The sequence below is a fragment of the Dickeya dadantii NCPPB 898 genome (assembly GCF_000406145.1).
Lineage (GTDB): Bacteria > Pseudomonadota > Gammaproteobacteria > Enterobacterales > Enterobacteriaceae > Dickeya > Dickeya dadantii.
The window spans coordinates 1,113,351-1,132,431 of the sequence record NZ_CM001976.1 but is presented as its reverse complement, the minus strand read 5'-3'; the positions used below and the strand labels follow the sequence as shown (position 1 = coordinate 1,132,431).

At 58.5% G+C, this 19,081-nt stretch carries 16 protein-coding genes; 6 read left to right on the top strand and 10 right to left on the bottom strand.

Going from position 1 to position 19,081, the window contains the following annotated elements:
- Positions 1 to 129 precede the first annotated feature (129 nt).
- The 6 genes from DDA898_RS05565 to DDA898_RS05540 form a co-directional block, all read right to left on the bottom strand.
- Complete coding sequence (locus DDA898_RS05565; RefSeq protein WP_038900533.1) at positions 130 to 1,920, bottom strand: methyl-accepting chemotaxis protein; 1,791 nt, start codon at positions 1,918 to 1,920, stop codon at positions 130 to 132.
- Between the two features lie 505 nt (positions 1,921 to 2,425).
- On the bottom strand, positions 2,426 to 2,710 hold the full coding sequence (gene ppnP, locus DDA898_RS05560) for a pyrimidine/purine nucleoside phosphorylase (RefSeq protein ID WP_012770784.1): 285 nt from the start codon (positions 2,708 to 2,710) through the stop codon (positions 2,426 to 2,428).
- 36 nt (positions 2,711 to 2,746) lie between these two features.
- Positions 2,747 to 3,268 carry a shikimate kinase AroL gene (gene aroL, locus DDA898_RS05555; RefSeq protein ID WP_038910491.1) on the bottom strand — a complete coding sequence of 174 codons (522 nt, stop codon included), beginning with the start codon at positions 3,266 to 3,268 and terminating at the stop codon, positions 2,747 to 2,749.
- Positions 3,269 to 3,569: 301 nt separating this feature from the next.
- Entirely contained in the window at positions 3,570 to 4,616 is a 1,047-nt protein-coding gene (locus DDA898_RS05550; RefSeq protein WP_038910490.1) for an asparaginase, read from the bottom strand.
- A 181-nt stretch (positions 4,617 to 4,797) separates the two neighbouring features.
- A complete protein-coding gene (locus tag DDA898_RS05545; RefSeq protein WP_038910488.1) occupies positions 4,798 to 6,474 on the bottom strand; it encodes a multidrug ABC transporter permease/ATP-binding protein in 1,677 nt (558 codons plus the stop codon).
- Positions 6,475 to 6,565: 91 nt separating this feature from the next.
- Positions 6,566 to 7,675 (bottom strand): uroporphyrinogen decarboxylase/cobalamine-independent methonine synthase family protein, encoded by a 1,110-nt coding sequence (locus DDA898_RS05540; protein ID WP_236616706.1) that lies wholly within the window; start codon positions 7,673 to 7,675, stop codon positions 6,566 to 6,568.
- Positions 7,676 to 8,057: 382 nt separating this feature from the next.
- Here DDA898_RS05540 and DDA898_RS05535 point away from each other — a divergent pair, with 382 nt between their 5' ends.
- Positions 8,058 to 9,257, top strand: a complete 1,200-nt coding sequence (locus DDA898_RS05535; protein ID WP_033111677.1) for an alpha/beta hydrolase — start codon at positions 8,058 to 8,060, stop codon at positions 9,255 to 9,257.
- 108 nt (positions 9,258 to 9,365) lie between these two features.
- A complete protein-coding gene (locus DDA898_RS05530) occupies positions 9,366 to 10,022 on the top strand; it encodes an HAD family hydrolase (protein WP_013316802.1) in 657 nt (218 codons plus the stop codon).
- Positions 10,023 to 10,052: 30 nt separating this feature from the next.
- Here DDA898_RS05530 and DDA898_RS05525 read toward each other — a convergent pair whose 3' ends face one another.
- Complete coding sequence (locus DDA898_RS05525; protein WP_038910487.1) at positions 10,053 to 10,994, bottom strand: LysR family transcriptional regulator; 942 nt, start codon at positions 10,992 to 10,994, stop codon at positions 10,053 to 10,055.
- Between the two features lie 176 nt (positions 10,995 to 11,170).
- On the opposite strand from DDA898_RS05525, the gene DDA898_RS05520 reads away from it, so the two are divergent.
- Positions 11,171 to 12,598, top strand: coding sequence for a M20 family metallopeptidase (locus DDA898_RS05520; RefSeq protein WP_038910486.1), 1,428 nt, complete (start codon positions 11,171 to 11,173; stop codon positions 12,596 to 12,598).
- 8 nt (positions 12,599 to 12,606) lie between these two features.
- A complete protein-coding gene (locus tag DDA898_RS05515) occupies positions 12,607 to 13,878 on the top strand; it encodes an MFS transporter (RefSeq protein WP_038910485.1) in 1,272 nt (423 codons plus the stop codon).
- A 56-nt stretch (positions 13,879 to 13,934) separates the two neighbouring features.
- On the opposite strand, the gene DDA898_RS05510 is transcribed toward DDA898_RS05515, so the two are convergent.
- Together DDA898_RS05510 and DDA898_RS05505 are read right to left on the bottom strand one after the other, a co-directional pair.
- Positions 13,935 to 15,146 (bottom strand): MFS transporter, encoded by a 1,212-nt coding sequence (locus DDA898_RS05510; RefSeq protein ID WP_038910484.1) that lies wholly within the window; start codon positions 15,144 to 15,146, stop codon positions 13,935 to 13,937.
- Complete coding sequence (locus DDA898_RS05505) at positions 15,124 to 15,654, bottom strand: GNAT family N-acetyltransferase (protein WP_038910483.1); 531 nt, start codon at positions 15,652 to 15,654, stop codon at positions 15,124 to 15,126. Before DDA898_RS05505 ends, DDA898_RS05510 begins: the two co-directional genes overlap by 23 nt.
- Positions 15,655 to 15,811: 157 nt before the next feature.
- Here DDA898_RS05505 and DDA898_RS05500 point away from each other — a divergent pair, with 157 nt between their 5' ends.
- On the top strand, positions 15,812 to 16,693 hold the full coding sequence (locus DDA898_RS05500; protein ID WP_038910482.1) for a LysR family transcriptional regulator: 882 nt from the start codon (positions 15,812 to 15,814) through the stop codon (positions 16,691 to 16,693).
- Positions 16,694 to 16,802: 109 nt separating this feature from the next.
- Here the strand turns inward: DDA898_RS05500 and DDA898_RS05495 are convergent, their stop codons facing one another.
- Positions 16,803 to 17,399 (bottom strand): hypothetical protein, encoded by a 597-nt coding sequence (locus tag DDA898_RS05495; protein WP_038910481.1) that lies wholly within the window; start codon positions 17,397 to 17,399, stop codon positions 16,803 to 16,805.
- 443 nt (positions 17,400 to 17,842) lie between these two features.
- Between DDA898_RS05495 and DDA898_RS05490 the strand changes: the two genes are divergently transcribed.
- Positions 17,843 to 19,078 (top strand): SpoIIE family protein phosphatase, encoded by a 1,236-nt coding sequence (locus DDA898_RS05490; protein ID WP_038910480.1) that lies wholly within the window; start codon positions 17,843 to 17,845, stop codon positions 19,076 to 19,078.
- Positions 19,079 to 19,081 lie beyond the last annotated feature (3 nt).

Genomic DNA, 19,081 nt, shown 5'->3' with positions numbered 1-19,081 from the left:
GTCTGTCCGACCTGTGAGTGATTTCGTGCGGAATAAACGATGGAATATCCTTGCTATTTCATCGCACGCACGACAAGAAGAGGTTTGTCGGTAATCATAGGGCGCCGGTTCACCCGGCGCCCTATCGTTTTACAACTTGAAGTGACTGATCGAGGAGTGCAATTCCTCAGACTGCGACTGCAACGAGGCGAAGGCGGACGCGGCTTCCTGCACCATCGCCGCGTTCTGCTGCACCATCGAATCCAGCTGCGCCACCGCTTTGTTGATCTCCTGAATCCCGCGCATCTGCTCCCCCGACGCATGGGTGATTTCCGACATCACCGTACTCACGGAAGACACGCCGCCGACAATCTCATTCATGGTGTTGCCGGCCTGACGTACCTGCCGTGAACCGGCATTCACACTCAACACGGTGGATTCAATCAACGTCTTAATCTCTTTCGCCGCCTGCGCGCTGCGTTGCGCCAGCGAGCGTACTTCACCCGCCACCACCGCGAAGCCGCGCCCTTGCTCACCGGCGCGAGCGGCTTCCACCGCGGCGTTCAGCGCCAGAATATTGGTCTGGAAGGCGATGCCGTCGATCACACCGATGATGTCGCCAATCTTGCCGGACGCGACTTCGATCTCTTCCATGGTGGTGATCACTTCAGACACCACTTTGCCGCCGGCGCTGGCATCGGTCGCCAGCGAGTGGGTACGATCGTTCACCTGCTGGGCGGAACCGGCCGACTGGGTAACGGTGGCGGAAATCTGCTCCAGCGCCGCCGCCGTCTGTTGCAGGCTGGCCGCCGCCGCTTCGGTACGAGACGCCAGATCGTTGTTGCCGGTCGCCACTTCGTCGGTCGCAGTTTGCAGCGATGCGCTGATGTCGCGAATCTGCAACATAATCATGCTGAGTTTGTCGACAAAGGTGTTGAACGAGCGGGCGATCTGCGCCACTTCATCATGACCGTCATCCGGCAGACGCAGGGTCAGGTCGTTGGTGCCGTGGCTGATGTCGTCCATCGCATCGCGAATCTGCAGCAGACGTTTGAGCGAGGCGTTGATCAGCAACCCCAGCACCACCGAGCCCAGAATACTGATGATCACCAGCGCGATCACCGATGTCCACAACAGCGAGCCCATACCGGCGGTGGCTTCCGCCTTGTCCAGCGCGACCAGTACATACCAGTCGGTGCCGGTCACCGGCTGGGTTCTTACCAGCATGTCGCGCCCGCTGATGTTAAGTTGCACCGGATGGTCGGATTTCAGCACCTGTCCCAGATTCACCTGCGGGGCAATCTCGGTCAATTTTTTCAGCGTCAGCTTGGCGTCCGGATGGGCGATGATAGTGCCATCGGCCTGAATCAGAATGCCGTAGCTGGCGGGCGTCGGGTGGATGGCCTTGACGTTGGCGATGACGCTGTCCATGGTCACGTCGCTGCCCAGCACACCCTTGACGCTGCCGCCATCCAGCACCGGCGCCACAAACGACACCACAATGGTATTGGTCGCCATATCCAGATACGGCGCGGTCGCAATGGCTTTGCCCTCTCTCACCGCCTGCTGATACCAGGGGCGAACGGTAGGGTCATAATTAGCCGGAATGCCGCCGGGGTCGGAGAATTTGGCGGTGTGGTTGGCATATCCCATATACACGTTGATAAAGCTGCCTGCCGCCGCCATCTGTTTGAATACCACAATCGGATCGTCGTTGGTCAGTACCACGGTATTGAGTGACGTAATGATTTGTTTTTTGGCGGCCACCCAGTCGCTGATGGCCAGGCTGTGACCAGCGGTCACGGCGGTAAGCAGGTTATTGATGGATTCATCATTATATTTATCAGTCACCCGGTAATTCAAAAAAGTATTAATTATCAGAGCAACCACAATGATAGCCGTGCACACGGCCAGAATACGAGCACGAGTTGTTTTAAGCATAGTGACCACGTAATTATTGAAAGGCTTTTTTTAGATAACCACAACGATCGCCTCATTAGTTACGAGGCATTCCATTCGAGAAAATAAAACTGTCTGCCAGAAACATCTCCTCCCATCACGCGGACTAACGCACCGCAGCCAAAAGAAAGGCCCTGTCACAGGAAAATACAATGGCCGCTATCAGATTTACAGATTTATCTGAAATTTTTCTTATAAGAAAAGAATATGATTTTTCTAATTAATAACAAATCAACAATATAGATAAATATATATTTTCAAATCACCATCGTTTCGCCTGATAATTACCAAACGTCATTATCACTATAAGACGATATAGCAAAGCGTATCGACAATCATATGACGGCAGAATGACAGGCAGATTGCACTGGCGGTATGATTCATGCGGGGATCACAACCTGATAACAAAAAGCGACAACTTAATATCAGAAAACGGCTGCCGGTATTGCTGACAGCCGATTATCACGAAAGGAAAATAGTGCGGAAATTACAGATAGCGGCACAGATAGGACGACGGTTCGGACACTTTCAGTTTGAACTCGCTTTTTTCCGGCACGTTGAAAACCGCACCGGCTTCGAACAGCTGCCACTCCTGCGCGCCCGGTAGCAGCACGTTCAGCGCGCCGCTGACTACCGTCATTTCTTCCGCCTGCCCGGTGCCAAAGGTATATTCGCCGGCTTCCATCACCCCGACGCTGGCGCGGCCGATACGGCTGCCGTCAAAACCGATGGATTTTACTTTCCCTTCAAAATACTCATTTACATTCAGCATAATGCCCAACCTTTCTGTTAAAAAATCGATTGACCGTCAGGCCGCCGGCAGACTCAGCGTCTGCACCAGTTCCGAAACAATCACGGCCGGCGCCTGGGTGGCGTCCACCACGTAGTGCGCCACATCCTGATACAGCGCTTCACGCTCTCTGAGCACCGCTTCCATCTCCTCGGCGATCGGCCGCCCGGTCAACGTCGGCCGCTGATGCGCCTGCGGACTGGCCTGCAACCGCTGCGCCAGCGCCTGCGCCGGCGCGTGTAGGTAGATAACGATCCCCTGAGCGCGCATAAACCGACGATTCTGTTCCAGCAGCACCATACCGCCGCCGGTCGCCACAATCCGGTTCGGCGCCGTTACCGCGTGCAGCGCCTCGCTTTCCCGGCGGCGAAATCCCGGCCACCCTTCGGCGGCGACCACATCCGCCACGGTCAGGCCGCTGGTGTGCTGCATAAAAATATCCGTATCGACAAACTCATAGCCAAGCGCCCGCGCCAGCTCATCGCCAACCGTGGTTTTTCCGCACCCTCTGGCACCGACCATAAAAATGGGTTGTGTCATGTCACGACCAGTCCTTATTTTTCTCAGGCCTGCCAGCCGCAGCGGGGAGTGCTGTCAGCCGGCGCCTGTCGTACCAAGAGCAGAATCATACAGGCAATAATCCTCATTAAGAAAGCCTCCGCGCCGCGCCGGCATGGGGAAAGCCACTTCACGCCAGCTTTCCGGTTAAATTCAGCACAACACGCCATCATGTTTACCAAATACGGCAAGTTACGCCGTAAAAACCGGCCTGATGCCGCCGGTCGCGTCACAAACAGTCAGGCCGCCGGTCGGCGGCCTGTTCGTACGGCAAAAGCGCCGATCAATAGGTGTGGAAATAGTCCTGGATCACCGCCGGATCGCTGGTGCGGGTCAATGCCAGCATCAACAGGATTCGGGCATGCGCCGGGTTGAGCGAATCCGCGACCAGGCCCGGCAGCGCTTCATCCGGCGGCACGATGCCGTTGCCGGTGCGGGAAGAGCGCATCACCACCACGCCTTTATCCTGCGCCTTGCGCATTCCGGCTATGCCACGCACCGATACCGAACCCGCGCCCATACCGGCATAAACGATGCCTTTCACTCCGTGGCTGATGGCGGCGTCGTACAGGTATTCCGAGTCATCCTGATACCCATAAAGAATATCGACTTTCGGCAGCGAGGCCAGGCCGCGCACATCGAATACCGAACGGTTGGTATGCAGTTTGTCGAGGCGATTCTGATAATAGATATGGTTACCGATCACCACGCCCAGATAACCTTCTTCATTCGCCCGGAAACTGTCCAGCGTCGAGGCATTGCTCTTGGTGATATAACGGGCGGAACCGATACGGTCGTTGAGCACTACCAGCACGCCGCGGCCGCGAGACTGTTTGTCGCTCGCCACGCGAACCGCTTCCAGCAGGTTCATCGGGCCGTCGGCGCTGATGGCCGTGGCCGGGCGCATCGCCGCCGCAAACACCACCGGCTTGTCGCTTTTCACCGTCAGGTGGAGGAAATAGGCCGACTCCTCCAGCGTGTCCGTACCGTGAGTAATCACCACGCCGTCCACATCGTCACGCGCCAGCAGCGCGTTCACGCGCTGGCTCAGTTTCAGCACCACATCGCCGGTCATGTTTTCGCTGGCCATGTTGGCGAATTGCTCGCCTTTTACGTTCGCCAGTTTTTTCACCTCGGGCACGGCGTTGATCAGCGTATCCACGCCAAGCGCGCCGGCCTTGTAACCGGTAGTCTGGGTACCCGTCGCCGCCGAACCGGCAATAGTACCGCCGGTCGCCAGAATGACGATGTTTGGCAGTTTATCTGCCGCATTGGCCGTAGAAACAAAGAGGAAAGCAATAATAAACAGAGATTTAAACCATCGTTCCATAACAGATTCTCTTTAATAGCTCAGAGGACGATCGGGCTGTTCCTGCCCGAAAACCGGCATCAGCCGATCGTTTTTTTATCGAAAAAATCCTTATCTGCCAGCCGTAAGGCTGGCATCGGCGCTTATGTTGCAGCGCCCCCCAAAGGCTGTATAGCGTCAGATGACCAACAGGAGAGCCAGATCACTGAATAAGCGACCTATTTTCAGCGGCATTCACTTCAGCGAGGCTGATGCGGGCGACCGCATCGCGGCTTGCCTCGCGACGGGCGTCGCCAACCAGCTCCACCAGCGCGCCGGCGCGCATTTCCAGCAACCGGTCCGCCTGTTCGAAATAGTGGTCGTCATGGCTGATGGCGATAACGGTTTTCCCCTCCGCGCGCAGCTGCGGCAATAACACCTGATAAAACACCCGGCGGAATTGCGGGTCCTGATCGGCGGCCCACTCGTCCAGCAGCAGAATATCGCGCTGCTCCGCCACCGCCAGCAGCAGCGCCACCCGCTTGCGCTGCCCTTGCGAGAGCGACAGATTCAGGATGCGCTGTTCCGTGATGTGCAGTTTCTGGCGCATATTGAGCCGGTCGAGCCAGTCGGATACCAGCGATGCGTCCGGCGCGCCGCCCTGCGGCCCCATCAGGCGATCGAACAGGTGGAAATCGGTAAACACCGCCGAAAACAGCGTCTGATACTGCTCCAGCGGCACCGGCCGGTCATCCAGCGTCAGCTCGCCCGACACCGGCGTATATAATCCGGTCAACAGCATCGCCAGCGTTGACTTGCCGCTGCCGTTGCCGCCGATCAGAAACACCAGCTCGCCGCGCCGCAACGTAAGATTGATCGGCCCGACTTCAAACCCGCCGTCGTCGTAGCGAAAGCAGACATCACGCAGCGTCAGGATTTGCCACTGACCGGGGGCGGGCGCCGACGAAAAACCCGCCTGATAATCGACCAGCCTCAACTGGCGCAGCTTATCAAACGCCACCTGAGCGCTGACCAGCGTAGGAAACGCGCCCACCGCCTGCAGCAGCGGCGTGCGCAAAAACAGCAAAATCAGGGAATAGGTGGCGGCCACCGCGTTATCGGCCCAGCCCAGACTGTTGGCCATAAAGAACACCGCGCCGATCGCGCCCAGCATCATGATATTCGACCAGTTGATGGCGCTCAGATGGTAGGTATCCGCCCGGATAATATGGTGACGGTAGTCGTCGGCATGGCGCTGAAAGTCCTGCTCGTATAGCTGGCGCGCCCGGTCACGGTTCAGCGACAGCTCTTTACAGCCGTCGATCACCCGTTGGTAATCTTCGTGCAGCCGGTTTTCCTCTTCGCGCACCCGGCTGAAATGGCGATACACGCGGGAAACCAGCCAGTAACCGCCCCAGATGGTGAGCGCCACCCACAACGCCGTCACCAGCATCATGCGGGGGGAAAGCCAGGCCAGATAGGCGGCGCAGCCGAACGTCAGAATGATGCCCTGCACCAGTTCCGGCAGGCGTACAAACGCCATCGTGATGGTGCGGATATCGCTGGCAAGGCTGGCCTGCAACTGCGCGGGACCAATCTGCCGCAGCCGCTCCAGCCCGGTGTCGAGAATACGTTTGATCAGTTGCCCGCGCAGGCGGCAGACAAAATGGTGGCCCAGCACGGTCAGCGCCAGTTGCGAAGCCAGCGTCACCGCCATCAGCAATATCAGCAAGCCGATGAACCCCGGTAACACCTGCAAAGTCGGACTAACGGCCTCAATCAGTTGCCGGTTAATGAAGGCGATCAAACCGATCCCCAACGCCGCGCTGGCAAGGCTAAGCAAGATGACGGTCAGGAACGGCCAGCGATACTGCCGGTAGACCAGGCGAAGTAACTCCATAATATCCACTTTTCTGTAACAACGAGCGCAGCCAGTTTAATCAGCGCCAAAGCGATATCAAGAATTACTATCATCACCAATATTCAATCTTTCAGCAGGTTACTCCGGCAGTGTCCAGATCTCGCGGGCAATATTCACCATATGCCGCAGTTTGGCCCACTGTTGATCTTCCGTGATGCCGTCTTTGCCGCAGTGTCCGAAGCCGCACTTCGGGCTGATGGCTAGCTGTTGCAGCGGTATATACAACGACGCGGTATTGATCGCCATCTTGACCGAATCCGGCGTTTCCAGGCACGGCGCTGCGGGCATCCATCACGCCCAGCACCACTTTCTGGCAACTCACCTGACGCAACGGCTCCAGCCCGACCGGACGCCGGTCATCGTACTCGATGAACAGACTGTCCACCGCCAGATTCGCCATCGCGTACCCCATCACTTCCCGCCCGCTGCCATGCACCCAGTTAGGAGAAAAACGCCGGCAGCACATATGCAGGCTGATGAACATATCGGGCGGGCGTTGCGCCAGCGCCTGATTCAGCGTTCGGGTACAACGCTCCAGCAGATCGCGCAATTCGAACCCGGCGGCGTTTTCCCGTTCCATTACCCGGCCGTCGCACAGGCGCGCCCAGAACAGGTCGTCCAACTGGAGATAACGGCATCCCTGAAGGTAAAACGCCTGGATCACTTTGCGGTATACCGCGGCCAGATCATCGCAAAACGCGTCCAGCGACGGGTAAACGTCGTTGTTGCGGATAGCCGGATACATCAGCATGTTCGGGCTGGGAAGCGTCTGTTTCGCCAGAATCTCCCCGTCGTCGCCCACCGCCTGATGCAAAAAGCGGTAATAGGTCAGAAAAGGGTGCGCGTCGTCAAAATCGAGTTTACCTACCACCCGCAACCGGCAAGGCGTATCGCCGTCCGGCAGAGCGGCGTCATCGACGTCAATGCCCGTCAGGCAGGAGAAAAAATCGGTGGTCCCGTCACGAACACGCAGCTCGCCATCGGTAATCGCGCTCAGGCCGCAAGCCTTCTGGCGCTCGACCACGTTCAGCACTTCTTCGTTTTCGATTTCCGTCAGACGATCGTGGGTCATGACCCCTCGCCGCCATGCCTGCCGGGCCTGCTTTAAGCGGTGCGGCAATAAAAAACTGCCTACATGCTCGGCGTGAAACGGCGGATAAGGTTTTTTCACTGTGCGCATCTCACGCGTCCTTTTGTTTTACTCGACACTGTTGGTTTAAATGACACTGTCGGCGCTTCAATGCGCGTCTGTTTACTCGGGTTATCGTTCAGGCGGCGGACTGTTACCGATCCGTTCACCGATGTCAATCAACGGGCGGTGATTGTCGCACCGATTACTCCCCATCGACAAATAACAAATTTTAACTATTTCAATGCTATTTATTTACCCCATTCCGCAGCGCCGAATTTGTCTGCTGTCGCAGGTTTTCCAGCGCATTTTTTTACACAAAGGGAAATTGTCTCCACAGGCCGCCATCGTTATGATTCAACGAACGATTTCCGTCAACCAGCACGGTCATATCGTCTTATTATTGTGCGCGTTCACTCGTAAGGATGGCTTTATGGAATGCACGATCCTTTCTGTCTGGCGCCGGTTGTTAACGGCAAAAACGCTGGCGCTGTTGCTGGCATTCGGGCTACCAACGCTCACGGCGTGCGGCCGTTCCACCACGCCCCCGCTGGGGCAATCCTCCTTCGCCGACTATCAGCAGCAAACCGAACAATGGGTACGGCAACACCGGGCGTTTCAGTCCGGCGATACCCGGCAGGAGCTGAGCTGGAACACACCGCAGGAAACTCGCCCCGCCGGTCAACCCCGTAAAGGCATCCTGCTGGTGCACGGGCTGGGCGATGCGCCCGGCACGTTTAGCGATGTCGCCCCGGTGTTGGCGCAGCAAGGATACCTTGTCCGCACGGTGCTACTGGCCGGACATGGCACCCGGCCGGAGGACATGATCCCGGTGTCGATCGACGACTGGCGGCAGGTGGTCGCCGAGCAGGCCAGGCTGCTGCAACGCGATGTGGATGAGGTGTACCTGGGCGGATTCTCCACCGGCGCCAACCTGGCGCTGGAGTATGCGCTGGAACATCCTGAAATCCGCGGGCTGGCGCTGTTCTCTCCCGCCATCCGCTCCAATGAAACCTTTGACTTTCTGACGCCGCTGGTTGCCCCGTTCAGGGACTGGCTACGAACGCCTCGTCCCGGCTCGCCCGCACAGTTGACGACCCGCTACCTGCGGGTGCCCACCAACGGGTTAGCCCAGTATTATCGCTCCAGCCTGGCGGTACGACGTCTGCTGTGGCGCCACGAGTACGATCGTCCGGTGCTGATGGTGGTGGCCGAACACGACTCGGTGCTGGATGCGCGCTACCTGCGACAGCTATTCCGTACCCACTTCCCCAACCCCGCCAGCCGTCTGATCTGGTACGGTCAGCCGGACAGCGCCGTGACCAGCCGGGAGCGCGTGCGTGCCGATCGCCTGCCGGAATGGCGCATCAGCCAGTTCTCGCACATGTCGGTGCTGTTCTCGCCGGATAACCCGCTGTATGGCAACAACGGCTCGGTGATACTCTGTGGCAACGGCCCAACGTCACCCACGGGCGATCAATGTCGCGATCGCAGTCGGCTGTGGTATTCAGACTGGGGTTATCAGGAAGAGGGTAAAACCCATGTACGCCTGACCTTCAACCCATACTTCAACTGGCAGAATGGTATCATGCGGGAGGTTCTGGCGGCGTCCGACCAGACACCACCGCGCTGACGCGCGACTGTCATCATTGGCCGATACACTGGTACGCGGCGGTTATGCGCCCGCCGCACCATCCGCCGCGACCGCCTGATACCCGTTTTTCACTTCCGGAGGACCCCAATGGATTTAGCCCTGTTTGATCTGGACGAAACCCTGATCTGCGCTGACAGCACCGGCCTGTGGCTGCGCTGGCTGGAATCGCAGGGATTTGCCGGCGCGGAACTGTTACAGCGGGAACAGCACCTGATGCAGAGTTACTATCAGGGCACGCTGGCGATCGAGGATTACATGTATCTTTCGCTGTCGCCGCTGATTGGGCTGAGCGCCGAAACGGTTTCCGCCTGGGTGGACCGCTTTATCCGGCGCGACATCCTGCCCCGGCTCTACCCGGCGGCGCGCGAGCGAATGGAGTGGCACCGCCAGCGCGGCGATACCTTGATCATTATTTCCGCCAGCGGCGAGCATCTGGTGCAGCCGATCGCCCATCATCTGGGGGCTAATCATGCGCTGGCGATCGGCGTTACGCTGGAGGACGGGCGCTTCACCGGCGACATCCACGGCGTGCCGACCTATCAGCACGGTAAAGTGATCCGCATCCGCGAATGGCTGGCCCAGCGCGACGGCGAACCGTTCAGCCAACTGCACGGCTACAGCGACTCACTCAACGACCGGGCGATGCTGGAATTCGTCGATCAAGCTTACGCCGTCAACCCGGCCCCCGAACTGGCGGCGCTGGCGCAGGAAAACGGCTGGCGCATCTGCCGCTGGCAGCGCTAGCCAGGCGTTTAACAACTAACGGAACGTCATCTAACGGAACGTCATCGGTTCCAGCCCGATCTCCGCCGCCAGACGCGCGTGCTCACGATCCAGCTCGTCGATGATAAAGGTGATGAAATGGCTTAACGCGGCGGAGCGATGCTTACCCGCCAGCGTCTGCACCTGCAGGCTGCGCTGGGTCAGCGGCTCGCTGCGCACCGGTTTGAGCAGCAACCCGTCCTCCCGCGCCCGGTACAGCACCGAGAAATGGCTGCAGGCGGTGACGGCGTCCGGCGTTTGCTGCATGAAATAGTACAGCGCGGAGAAGTTGTTGCAACTGAGCGCCGGCTCCAGAAAGGTGCCGCTCATCCGGCAGGAGAGATCGAACAATTGGCGGATGGTGGTGCCCTGCTGCGGCAGTACCAGCGGAAAGCCGTGCAGATCCGCCAGTTGGATGGCTTTGTCCACCAGCGGGTGATCCGGCCGCATCAGCAGCAGCACCGGCGCCGGGTAAGACGCCATCACCTCGACGCCGCGCTCCGGCGACAGGCTGAACTGAAATGCCACATCACATTCGCCGTTGCGCACCATTTCCGACACCTGTAGCGCGGTGCCGACCTGCAGGAAAAACGTCACCGCCGGGTTATCCTGCCGGAAACGGGCAAACAGCCCCGGCAACAGGTCAAACGCCATACCGTCAGTACAGGCGACCCGCACAAACGTTCGCCGCACCGCCTTCAGCCCCTGAATCTCGGCGATGGCGTATTCCATGTCCATCATGCTTTTGCGCACGTGGTTTTCCAGAATTTGCCCGGCGTCGGTCAACACCATGCCACGGGCATGACGTTCAAACAGCGGCGCGCCGATGCGTTCTTCCAGTTTGTGGATCTGTCGGCTGATGGCCGACACCGCCACAAACAGCTGCTGGCTGGCGGCGCTCAGGGAGCCGGTATTGGCGACCGCCAGAAAATACCTGATTTCATTGCTATGCATCGCCCCTCCGCCTGCCTCGTTTTTGTGCAATAAAGCTTTATATTAAAAGCAAAGCTTGCTTGCAATTATTATTATTGTGGCAATGCTGGCGATGATTTAGAACGTGGTTAACACCATGACATAAGCAATACGCATAACAAGCACGACATAAAAACATCACCACAGACAGGTACAACATGACAACACCACAGGTTATCCAACAGGCGCTGGCGTATTTCGACAGCGGCCGCTTCCAGGAAGTGCTGGCGCGCCGCGTCGCTATCGCCAGCGAAAGCCAGCGCCCCGACCGGGACGCGGCATTACAACAGTACCTCACCGAAGAAATCATGCCCGCCCTGCAAGCGCTGGGTTTCGAATTACGGCAAATTGATAACCCGGCCGCGGCCAACCGCCCGTTTTTGATAGCCTCCCGCATCGAAGACGCCGCACTGCCCACCGTGCTGTGTTACGGCCACGGCGATGTGGTATTCGGCGACGACGAGCACTGGAGCGACGGGCTTTCTCCGTGGCAGTTGGTGGAACAGGCAGGCCGCTGGTACGGTCGCGGCAGCGCCGACAACAAAGGCCAACACTCGATCAATATTGCGGCGCTGGAGCAGGTGTTTCAGGCCCGTCAGGGGCGACTCGGTTTTAACTGCAAATGGCTGTTCGAAATGGGCGAAGAGATCAGTTCGCCGGGCCTGGCCGAGGTGTGCCGCCAGCACGCGCAGGCGCTGCAAGCCGACCTGTTCATCGCCTCGGACGGCCCGCGCCTCAACGCCGAACGCCCGACGCTGTTCCTCGGCTCGCGCGGCTGCGTCAACTTCCGCCTGACCATTAGTGCCCGCGAGCGGGATTACCACTCCGGTAACTGGGGCGGTCTGCTGAGCAACCCCGGCACCCAACTGGCCAACGCCATCGCCAGCCTGGTCAACCAACACGGACAGATGCAGGTGGAAGCGCTGAAACCGCCGCGCCTGACCCCGGCGCTGCGCACGATCCTGGCGGATATCGCGCCCGGCGGGCAGGCGACGGATCCGGCCATCGATCCACTGTGGGGCGAAGCGGGGCTGAGCCCGTCCGAACGGCTGTTCGGCTGGAACACGCTGGAGGTGCTGTCATTCCTGACCGGCAACCCGCAACGGCCGATGAACGCCATTCCCGGTCACGCCACCGCGGTATGCCAGTTGCGCTTTGTCGTCGGCACCGACTGGCAGCAACTGGCGCAGCATCTGCGCCGTCACCTCGACGAGCACGGCTTCACGATGGTGGAGATCAGCGACGTACGCGGTACGCCGGCGACCCGTCTTGACCCGACCGACCCGCTGGTGGACTGGACGCTCGACCTGATGCGCCAGACCAGCGATAAAAAGCCGGCGTTGCTGCCCAACCTCGGCGGCTCGTTGCCCAACGAAGTGTTTGCCGAGATTCTCGGCCTGCCGACGCTGTGGATCCCGCACTCTTACCCGGCCTGCGGTCAGCACGCCGTGGATGAGCACATGCTGGTCAGCGTTGCCCGCGAAGGCTTGCAGATCATGACCCGCCTGTTCTGGGAACTGGGGGAACAGGGCCACGCCGTTCTGGCGCAACACCGCGCACACCGTACCGCCCACGAGCGCAGCTGAGGTGACCCATGACGACGACTTCCGTTTCTCACACCCCGGCCGCGCGCCCCAGCCTGTACAAAACGCTGTTCGCCACCTGCATCGGCAACGCGCTGGAATGGTTTGACATCGCGGTATACGGCTTCTTCGCCAATTACATCGCCCATGCGTTCTTCCCCACGCAGGATCCGGCGGTATCGTTGTTGCTGGCCTTCGGCAGCTTCGGCGTCTCTTTCCTGATCCGACCGCTGGGCGCCGTCGTGCTGGGCGCTTACGCCGACCGCGCCGGGCGCAAAGCGTCGCTGCTGCTGTCCATCAGCCTGATGCTGCTGGGCGGCGCGATGATTACCTTTATGCCCACCTACGCCAGCATCGGGTTAGCCGCGCCGATCCTGATTATGCTGGCGCGCCTGATTCAGGGCTTTTCCGCCGGCGGCGAGTTCGGCAGTTCCACCGCTTTTCTGGTGGAACACTTCCCGGAACGCCGCGCGTTTATCGCCAGCTGGCAGTTCGCCACCCAGGGCGCCAGCACCCTACTGGCTTCGGCGTTCGGCCTTGGGTTATCGCAGTCGCTGAGCGAAGCCCAGATTCAGGAGTGGGGCTGGCGTATCCCGTTCGCCTTCGGTCTGCTGATCGGGCCGGTGGGCTTGTATATCCGCCGCCACGTGCATGAACCGGCAGGCTTCGAACAGGCCGAGAAAAGCCATGCGCCGATCAAAATCCTGTTTACCCGGCAGAAAGCGCTGTTTCTGATTGCGGTCGGCCTGATGGTGATTTCCACCGCCATCAACTACATGCTGAACTATGTTCCTACTTACGCCACCAAGACGCTGCACCTGCCGTCCGGCACCGCCTTCAGCGCCACGCTGATCGCCGGCATCATCCTGACGGTGGTCACGCCGCTGGTCGGGCTGTGGGCGGAAAAAGTCGGCCGATTGCCGCTGATGTGGGGGTCGCTGCTGTTGCTGGCGGTCACCATCTACCCGGCGTTCTGGCTGATGACGCAGTATCTGTCGGCCACGTCGCTGATTGTGGTGGTGGGCTGGATGGCGCTGTTGAAGTCGGTGTACTTCTCCACCGTGCCGTCGATGATGGCCGATCTGTTCCCGATCTCCACCCGCGCCAGCGGCATGGCGATCAGCTACAACGTGGCGGTGACGGTGTTCGGCGGCTTCGCGCCGTTCATCTGTACGTTGCTGATCAGCGCCACCGGCAGCAGCCTGGCGCCGAGTTACTACCTGATGATCACGGCGCTGCTGAGCGTGCTGGCGCTGTGGCAGGCACAGCAACGCCAGCGCTAACTGCACGTTTCCCGTCAGGGCGTAACGCTTACGCCCTGACGGAGACGCCCGCGAAATCAGTCATCGGGTAACGGAACCGCTTGCGCCGTACGCTGGCGCGTCAGATAGAGCAACAACGCGGTCAGGGTGATCAGACAGGCTACGCCGAAAGAAAACATCAGAACGCCCCGATCGCCGATCGATATCCTGAGCGCCGCATAGACCGACGGCGCCGCGGCGGAAAAAAAGAACCCCGGCGTCAGCAACAGCCCGATCCGGGAGGAGTAACGCGCCCGGCCGAACAATTCCAGCGGCAATGCCGCCTTCACCAGCGTACTGAGTCCATTCGCCGCGCCATATCCGGTGACAAACAGCACCACGGCTATCAGCGATTGCTCTCCCAACAGCGCCAGCAGAAAACAAACCGGCAACCCCGCCCCCAGAAACAGACTCAGTTTCAACGCCGGAATACGCCCGCCCATCAGCACATCGCCCACCCGGGCGCACACCTGCCCCACGCCCCACAGCGCGCCCAGCGAAGCCGATACGCCAAATCCGGTCAGTATCGCCAGCAGGTGCGCGGAAATACCGGCGGACAGAAAACTAAACAACGCCATCAGCAACGCATACAGCACCGCGGGAAGGACGGCCTGCGTTCCCGCGCTCGGCGAGGTTTGGGCCTGTTCCTCTGTCCGGGGCGACAACCGCGACGCCGGTTGCGGCAACGCCCGCAACCACAGCAGGCCCGATAACACGATCACGCCGTAAATCGCCACGCCCCAGCGCCAGCCCAATCTGTTCAACAACGTCATGCCCAACGGCCAGAACAAGGACGATGAAATGCCGCCAAACAACGTGACCAACGAAATGGCGCGCCGGGCCTCGCCGCCATACAGCGCGACCAGCGTGGCGAAGGCCGCTTCATACAGCGACAGCCGCATCCCGACGCCCAGCATGACCCAGGCGATAAAATAATCCGCCATACCGGTGCTGGCGGCCATCAGCAGACAACCGGCGGCGCTGCTGGCCGCGCCCAGCGTCATCACGCGCCGGCCGCCCACCCGGTCGAGCAACCAGCCGGCGTAAGGCGACAGGCACCCCATCACTACCAGCGCCAGCGTGGCACCGGAAAACGCCAGCGTCGGGCTCCAGCCACGATCCGCCGCGATGGCGGCGCAAAACACGCCGGGCAGGTAGAACGCGGTTCCCCAGTTAATCAACTGAGTCATGCCGATGCAGACGGTGACCCGGCGACGTTCGGCGGATTCAGACAGGCGGCAACGAGGCATCACCTTCCCCCAGCGCTCGTTGCAGCAATGCGGTATCCACCCAACGCCCGTGCTTCATTCCTACCGAACGCAACATCCCTACCTGCGCAAATCCCAGCGACAAATGTAATTGCAGCGAGGCCTGATTGCCGCTGTCAGCAACGACCGACACCACCTGGCGATGCCCTTGTTGTTCCGCCTGTAACAATGCGGCGGATAACAAACGCTTGCCGACGCCTTTCCCCAGATGATCCGGATGCAGATAAATCGAATCCTCCAGTGTGAAACGGTAAGCATAACGGGCACGATAAAACCCCAGATAGCAGTACCCCAGCACCTGTTTGTTTTCTGTCGCCACCAGCCAGGGCAAGCCGGCATCGCGGATTTTCTGCCAACGGTCGCGCATTTCCGCTTCATCGGGCGGCTCAGTTTCAAAGGTGGCGAGACTATGCAGGACATGGTGAGCATAAATATCCCTGATGGCGGCGATATGTTCCGCCCCGGCATCCTCAATTACAATGGCGCTCATTGGTGTATCCTTGTCAGAACAGCGAGTTAGCGATTAGGCGGCGCCTCGTTGCCGCACAAACCCACGCGTGCGGCAACGGGACTCCAGCCAGCATAACCAGCATACGATATCGGCAACAGACACAAACACTTATGCTCGTCATAAAGGAAAGTTTGATATGGCAAGGTTGAATCTGGAACTGCTGGAAACCTTTACCACGGTGATGCGGGAGGGTAGTTTTTCCGCGGCGGCTAACCGGCTCAATCTGAGTCAGCCTGCCGTCAGCCAGCAATTCCGCCAGCTGGAGCACTATTTTGGCGTACGGCTGGCCGAACGCAGCGGTAAAAACCTGCGGCCAACGCCGGCGGGCGCTACGCTGTTAATCAAAGCGGAACAGATTCGCCAGTTGGTGGGCGAAACTCGTCAGGCCATCGCCGAATATACCGAAGAGGTGATGGGGCATGTGATTCTGGGCACCGGCGCCACGGCCTGTATTCACCTAATGCCGCCGTTACTGCGCCAGTTGCGACAGGACTACCCCCGGCTAACGGTGGGGGTGCGCACCGGCAATACCCGCGACATCATTCAGGCGGTGATTGACAACCGCATCGATGTTGGGCTGGTGACCCTGCCCATCCCCAGCGCCAACGTCGCGGTTACGCCGGTGATGGAAGACGAACTGGTCGCCATCAGCAACGACCCCACCTTCCCCGAAAGCATCTCGCCGGCGTTTCTGCATACCCGGCCGCTTATTCTATTCGAGCGCGGCAGCAGCACCCGCACGTTGATTGACCGCTGGTTCAACGATGCAGGCACACAACCGCAACCGGTAATGGAGTTGGGTAGTATCGAAGCACTCAAAGAAATGGTACTGGCCGGGCTGGGATACAGCATCATACCGAAAATGTCGGTGGGTTCTGACATGCCGGCGTCAATGTTTCATATCCGACCGCTGAATCCGACGTTGAGCCGAACACTGGCTATTGTTATGCGACAGGATAAACCACTGAATAAGGCGCTACGCCTGGTGCTGGAAAGACTGAAAAAAGGGAAGACATAAAAGAAAAACATAAAAGGAAAAGCATAAAAATAATTAACTACCTGATAATTTATCAGGCCGTTGATATTTTTTTAAATAACAAAAATAGCGTCGATTATTTTTTTACACATCAACTTGATTGCGGCAATTCACTTCCGCTGCCCGGCAGCATCGTCCAGGAAGCCTCGCCGGAATGCGCGCCCATCAACTGCTGTATTTTCTCGTAAACTTCGGCCGCCGACATACCGCTATATAAGCCCTGGCTATAATAACCAAACTCGGCATTGCCGGCTTGCGTACGGGAGCCAATCAGGCTCGCATCAGTGGACGTAATACGTTTACCGGTAAATACGTTATAACTTTCGCTTTGGCCATCCGGATATTTCACCACGGAAACCAGCACACCGCCATAAAGCGGGATACCGGTCATCCGCAGTGAGCGCTCAACGGAAGATTCGCTCTGCTGTTTCTGAAGTTTTTCTTTAGTCAGTCTATCATCCAGCGATTTAGTACGATCGCCCACATCAATAGTATCGCCGGAATTGTTATCCGCGAATTGATTATTTAGCGAATCATTCATTTTGCCGGTTTTAAGGGAACCGGATTTATTGGTTCCAACAGCATCACCGCCGGCGTTATCCCCAAGACCAAGACTGCTATTGGCGACATAAGTCGACTGAGGATAAGAAGACGTAATGTTTTGACTCTGAATACCTGATATGGCCACGATGTCACTCCTTTTTATTTTTTAACGATAGCATGCCTCTAAGGGCACTGATTTATTACGACGCACCAACACCTGCACACCGGAAGAAAAACAGCACACCCGCCAAAGCGAGTATGAAGCAGGACGGCTAAACAAATTCATGCCATCCAAAGCTATCAGGAAATAGAAGAGTGGTTGACGAACCACACGGTGCAGTCTCATTTTTCGCACAGCATTCACGGAATAGAAAAGACAGACCTACCTCTAAAATATATCGGCCAATTTATTTTTTTATTAATACGAAAAAGGCATAAAAACGCTCATGAAACGACCACGTCAGCAATATTTAGTCATGAGTGTAAAGATAAACCTGACAATTCCTTAGCATTTCAGCGACCTGTCATGTTTTCGTCATCTATCGCTGTTACCGTGGCGGTAGCTTATTTTCCCAGAAAGACAAGACAATGAGTGCCTTACCGCCACAGGAACATCGGTTACGCTGCGTTTCTTTCCCAAGTGCACGCGACTTGTGTATCACCACGCCGGATGTGTCTCCCACCACTGATAACGCCACCGTATTGCACCTGTTCAGCCGCCACAAAGATCTGGTTAGCCTGCCGGTAGTGGAAGACGGACGGCCGTTCGGCCTGATCAACCGTCACAGTTTCCTGTCGCAAATGGCCCGCCCTTACTACCGCGAACTGTATGACCGAAAAAGCTGTATCGCTTTCATGGATAAAACCCCGCTGATCGTCGAAGCCGGCGCCTCGTTGAGCGATGTGGCGGACAAGGCGGTAATCAGCGGCGACCGCTTTCTGGCCGATGGCTTCATTATTACCGAAAACGGCCGTTACCTCGGCATCGGCCTGGGTATCGATCTGTTCCGCATCGTGTCGGACACCCACGTCCGCCAGCATCAGCACATCGTACAAAGTATAGAATATGCCAGCGTGATTCAGGGGGCGATGCTCACGCCGTTCCGGCAAACGCTGGCCGACACGCTGAAAGACTGGTGCCTGGTCTGGGAACCGCGCGACTGCGTCGGGGGCGACTGCTATGCCTTCAGGCGCTATGAACACGGCTGGCTGGCGGTGCTCGCCGACTGTACCGGTCATGGCGTGCCCGGCGCCTTCATGACGCTGATTTTCAACTCGGCGCTGGAGCAGGCGCTGACGCAACACCGCCCGGACCAGCCGGGGCGATTACTCAGCGGCATCAATCGTTATATCAAGGACACGCTGGGCCAAAAGAGCAGCTATCCAGGGCAAACCACGGCCTCCGACGACGGCTGCGACGCGCTGGTGGTGTACGTGAATACCGCCGAGCAGACCCTCAACTGGGCCAGCGCCCGTATGACGGCGTTTCTGATCGATGCGCAAAGCGGCGAGTTGCTGACGCTCGACAGCGACCGCATGGGCGTGGGTTATACCAACACACCATACGATTACAGCTGGCCGGCCTTTCAGCGCCCGCTGTCGCCGCAAGACCTGTTCTTTTCCACCACCGATGGTCTGCTCGATCAGATCGGCGGCGAGCGACAAATCAAATTCGGCAAACGCCGCCTGCAAAACCTGCTGCAACGCGTCAGGGAATTACCCATGAGCGCGCTGGCAAACCAACTATTACAACACCATCACACCTGGCAGGGATCCCAGGGAAGACGGGACGATCTTACATTTTGGGGCTTCAGGCACCCGTGAACA

Bases quoted from the DNA above. Each gene is read 5' to 3' on its own strand.
- DDA898_RS05545 (WP_038910488.1), bottom strand. From the start codon at position 6,474: ATGGAGTTACTTCGCCTGGTCTACCGGCAGTATCGCTGGCCGTTCCTG.
- DDA898_RS05510 (WP_038910484.1), bottom strand. From the start codon at position 15,146: ATGCCTCGTTGCCGCCTGTCTGAATCCGCCGAACGTCGCCGGGTCACC.
- ppnP (WP_012770784.1), bottom strand. From the start codon at position 2,710: ATGCTGAATGTAAATGAGTATTTTGAAGGGAAAGTAAAATCCATCGGT.
- DDA898_RS05535 (WP_033111677.1), top strand. From the start codon at position 8,058: ATGGAATGCACGATCCTTTCTGTCTGGCGCCGGTTGTTAACGGCAAAA.
- DDA898_RS05490 (WP_038910480.1), top strand. From the start codon at position 17,843: ATGAGTGCCTTACCGCCACAGGAACATCGGTTACGCTGCGTTTCTTTC.
- DDA898_RS05540 (WP_236616706.1), bottom strand. From the start codon at position 7,675: ATGCGCACAGTGAAAAAACCTTATCCGCCGTTTCACGCCGAGCATGTA.
- aroL (WP_038910491.1), bottom strand. From the start codon at position 3,268: ATGACACAACCCATTTTTATGGTCGGTGCCAGAGGGTGCGGAAAAACC.
- DDA898_RS05550 (WP_038910490.1), bottom strand. From the start codon at position 4,616: ATGGAACGATGGTTTAAATCTCTGTTTATTATTGCTTTCCTCTTTGTT.
- DDA898_RS05515 (WP_038910485.1), top strand. From the start codon at position 12,607: ATGACGACGACTTCCGTTTCTCACACCCCGGCCGCGCGCCCCAGCCTG.
- DDA898_RS05565 (WP_038900533.1), bottom strand. From the start codon at position 1,920: ATGCTTAAAACAACTCGTGCTCGTATTCTGGCCGTGTGCACGGCTATC.
- DDA898_RS05525 (WP_038910487.1), bottom strand. From the start codon at position 10,994: ATGCATAGCAATGAAATCAGGTATTTTCTGGCGGTCGCCAATACCGGC.
- DDA898_RS05530 (WP_013316802.1), top strand. From the start codon at position 9,366: ATGGATTTAGCCCTGTTTGATCTGGACGAAACCCTGATCTGCGCTGAC.
- DDA898_RS05520 (WP_038910486.1), top strand. From the start codon at position 11,171: ATGACAACACCACAGGTTATCCAACAGGCGCTGGCGTATTTCGACAGC.
- DDA898_RS05505 (WP_038910483.1), bottom strand. From the start codon at position 15,654: ATGAGCGCCATTGTAATTGAGGATGCCGGGGCGGAACATATCGCCGCC.
- DDA898_RS05500 (WP_038910482.1), top strand. From the start codon at position 15,812: ATGGCAAGGTTGAATCTGGAACTGCTGGAAACCTTTACCACGGTGATG.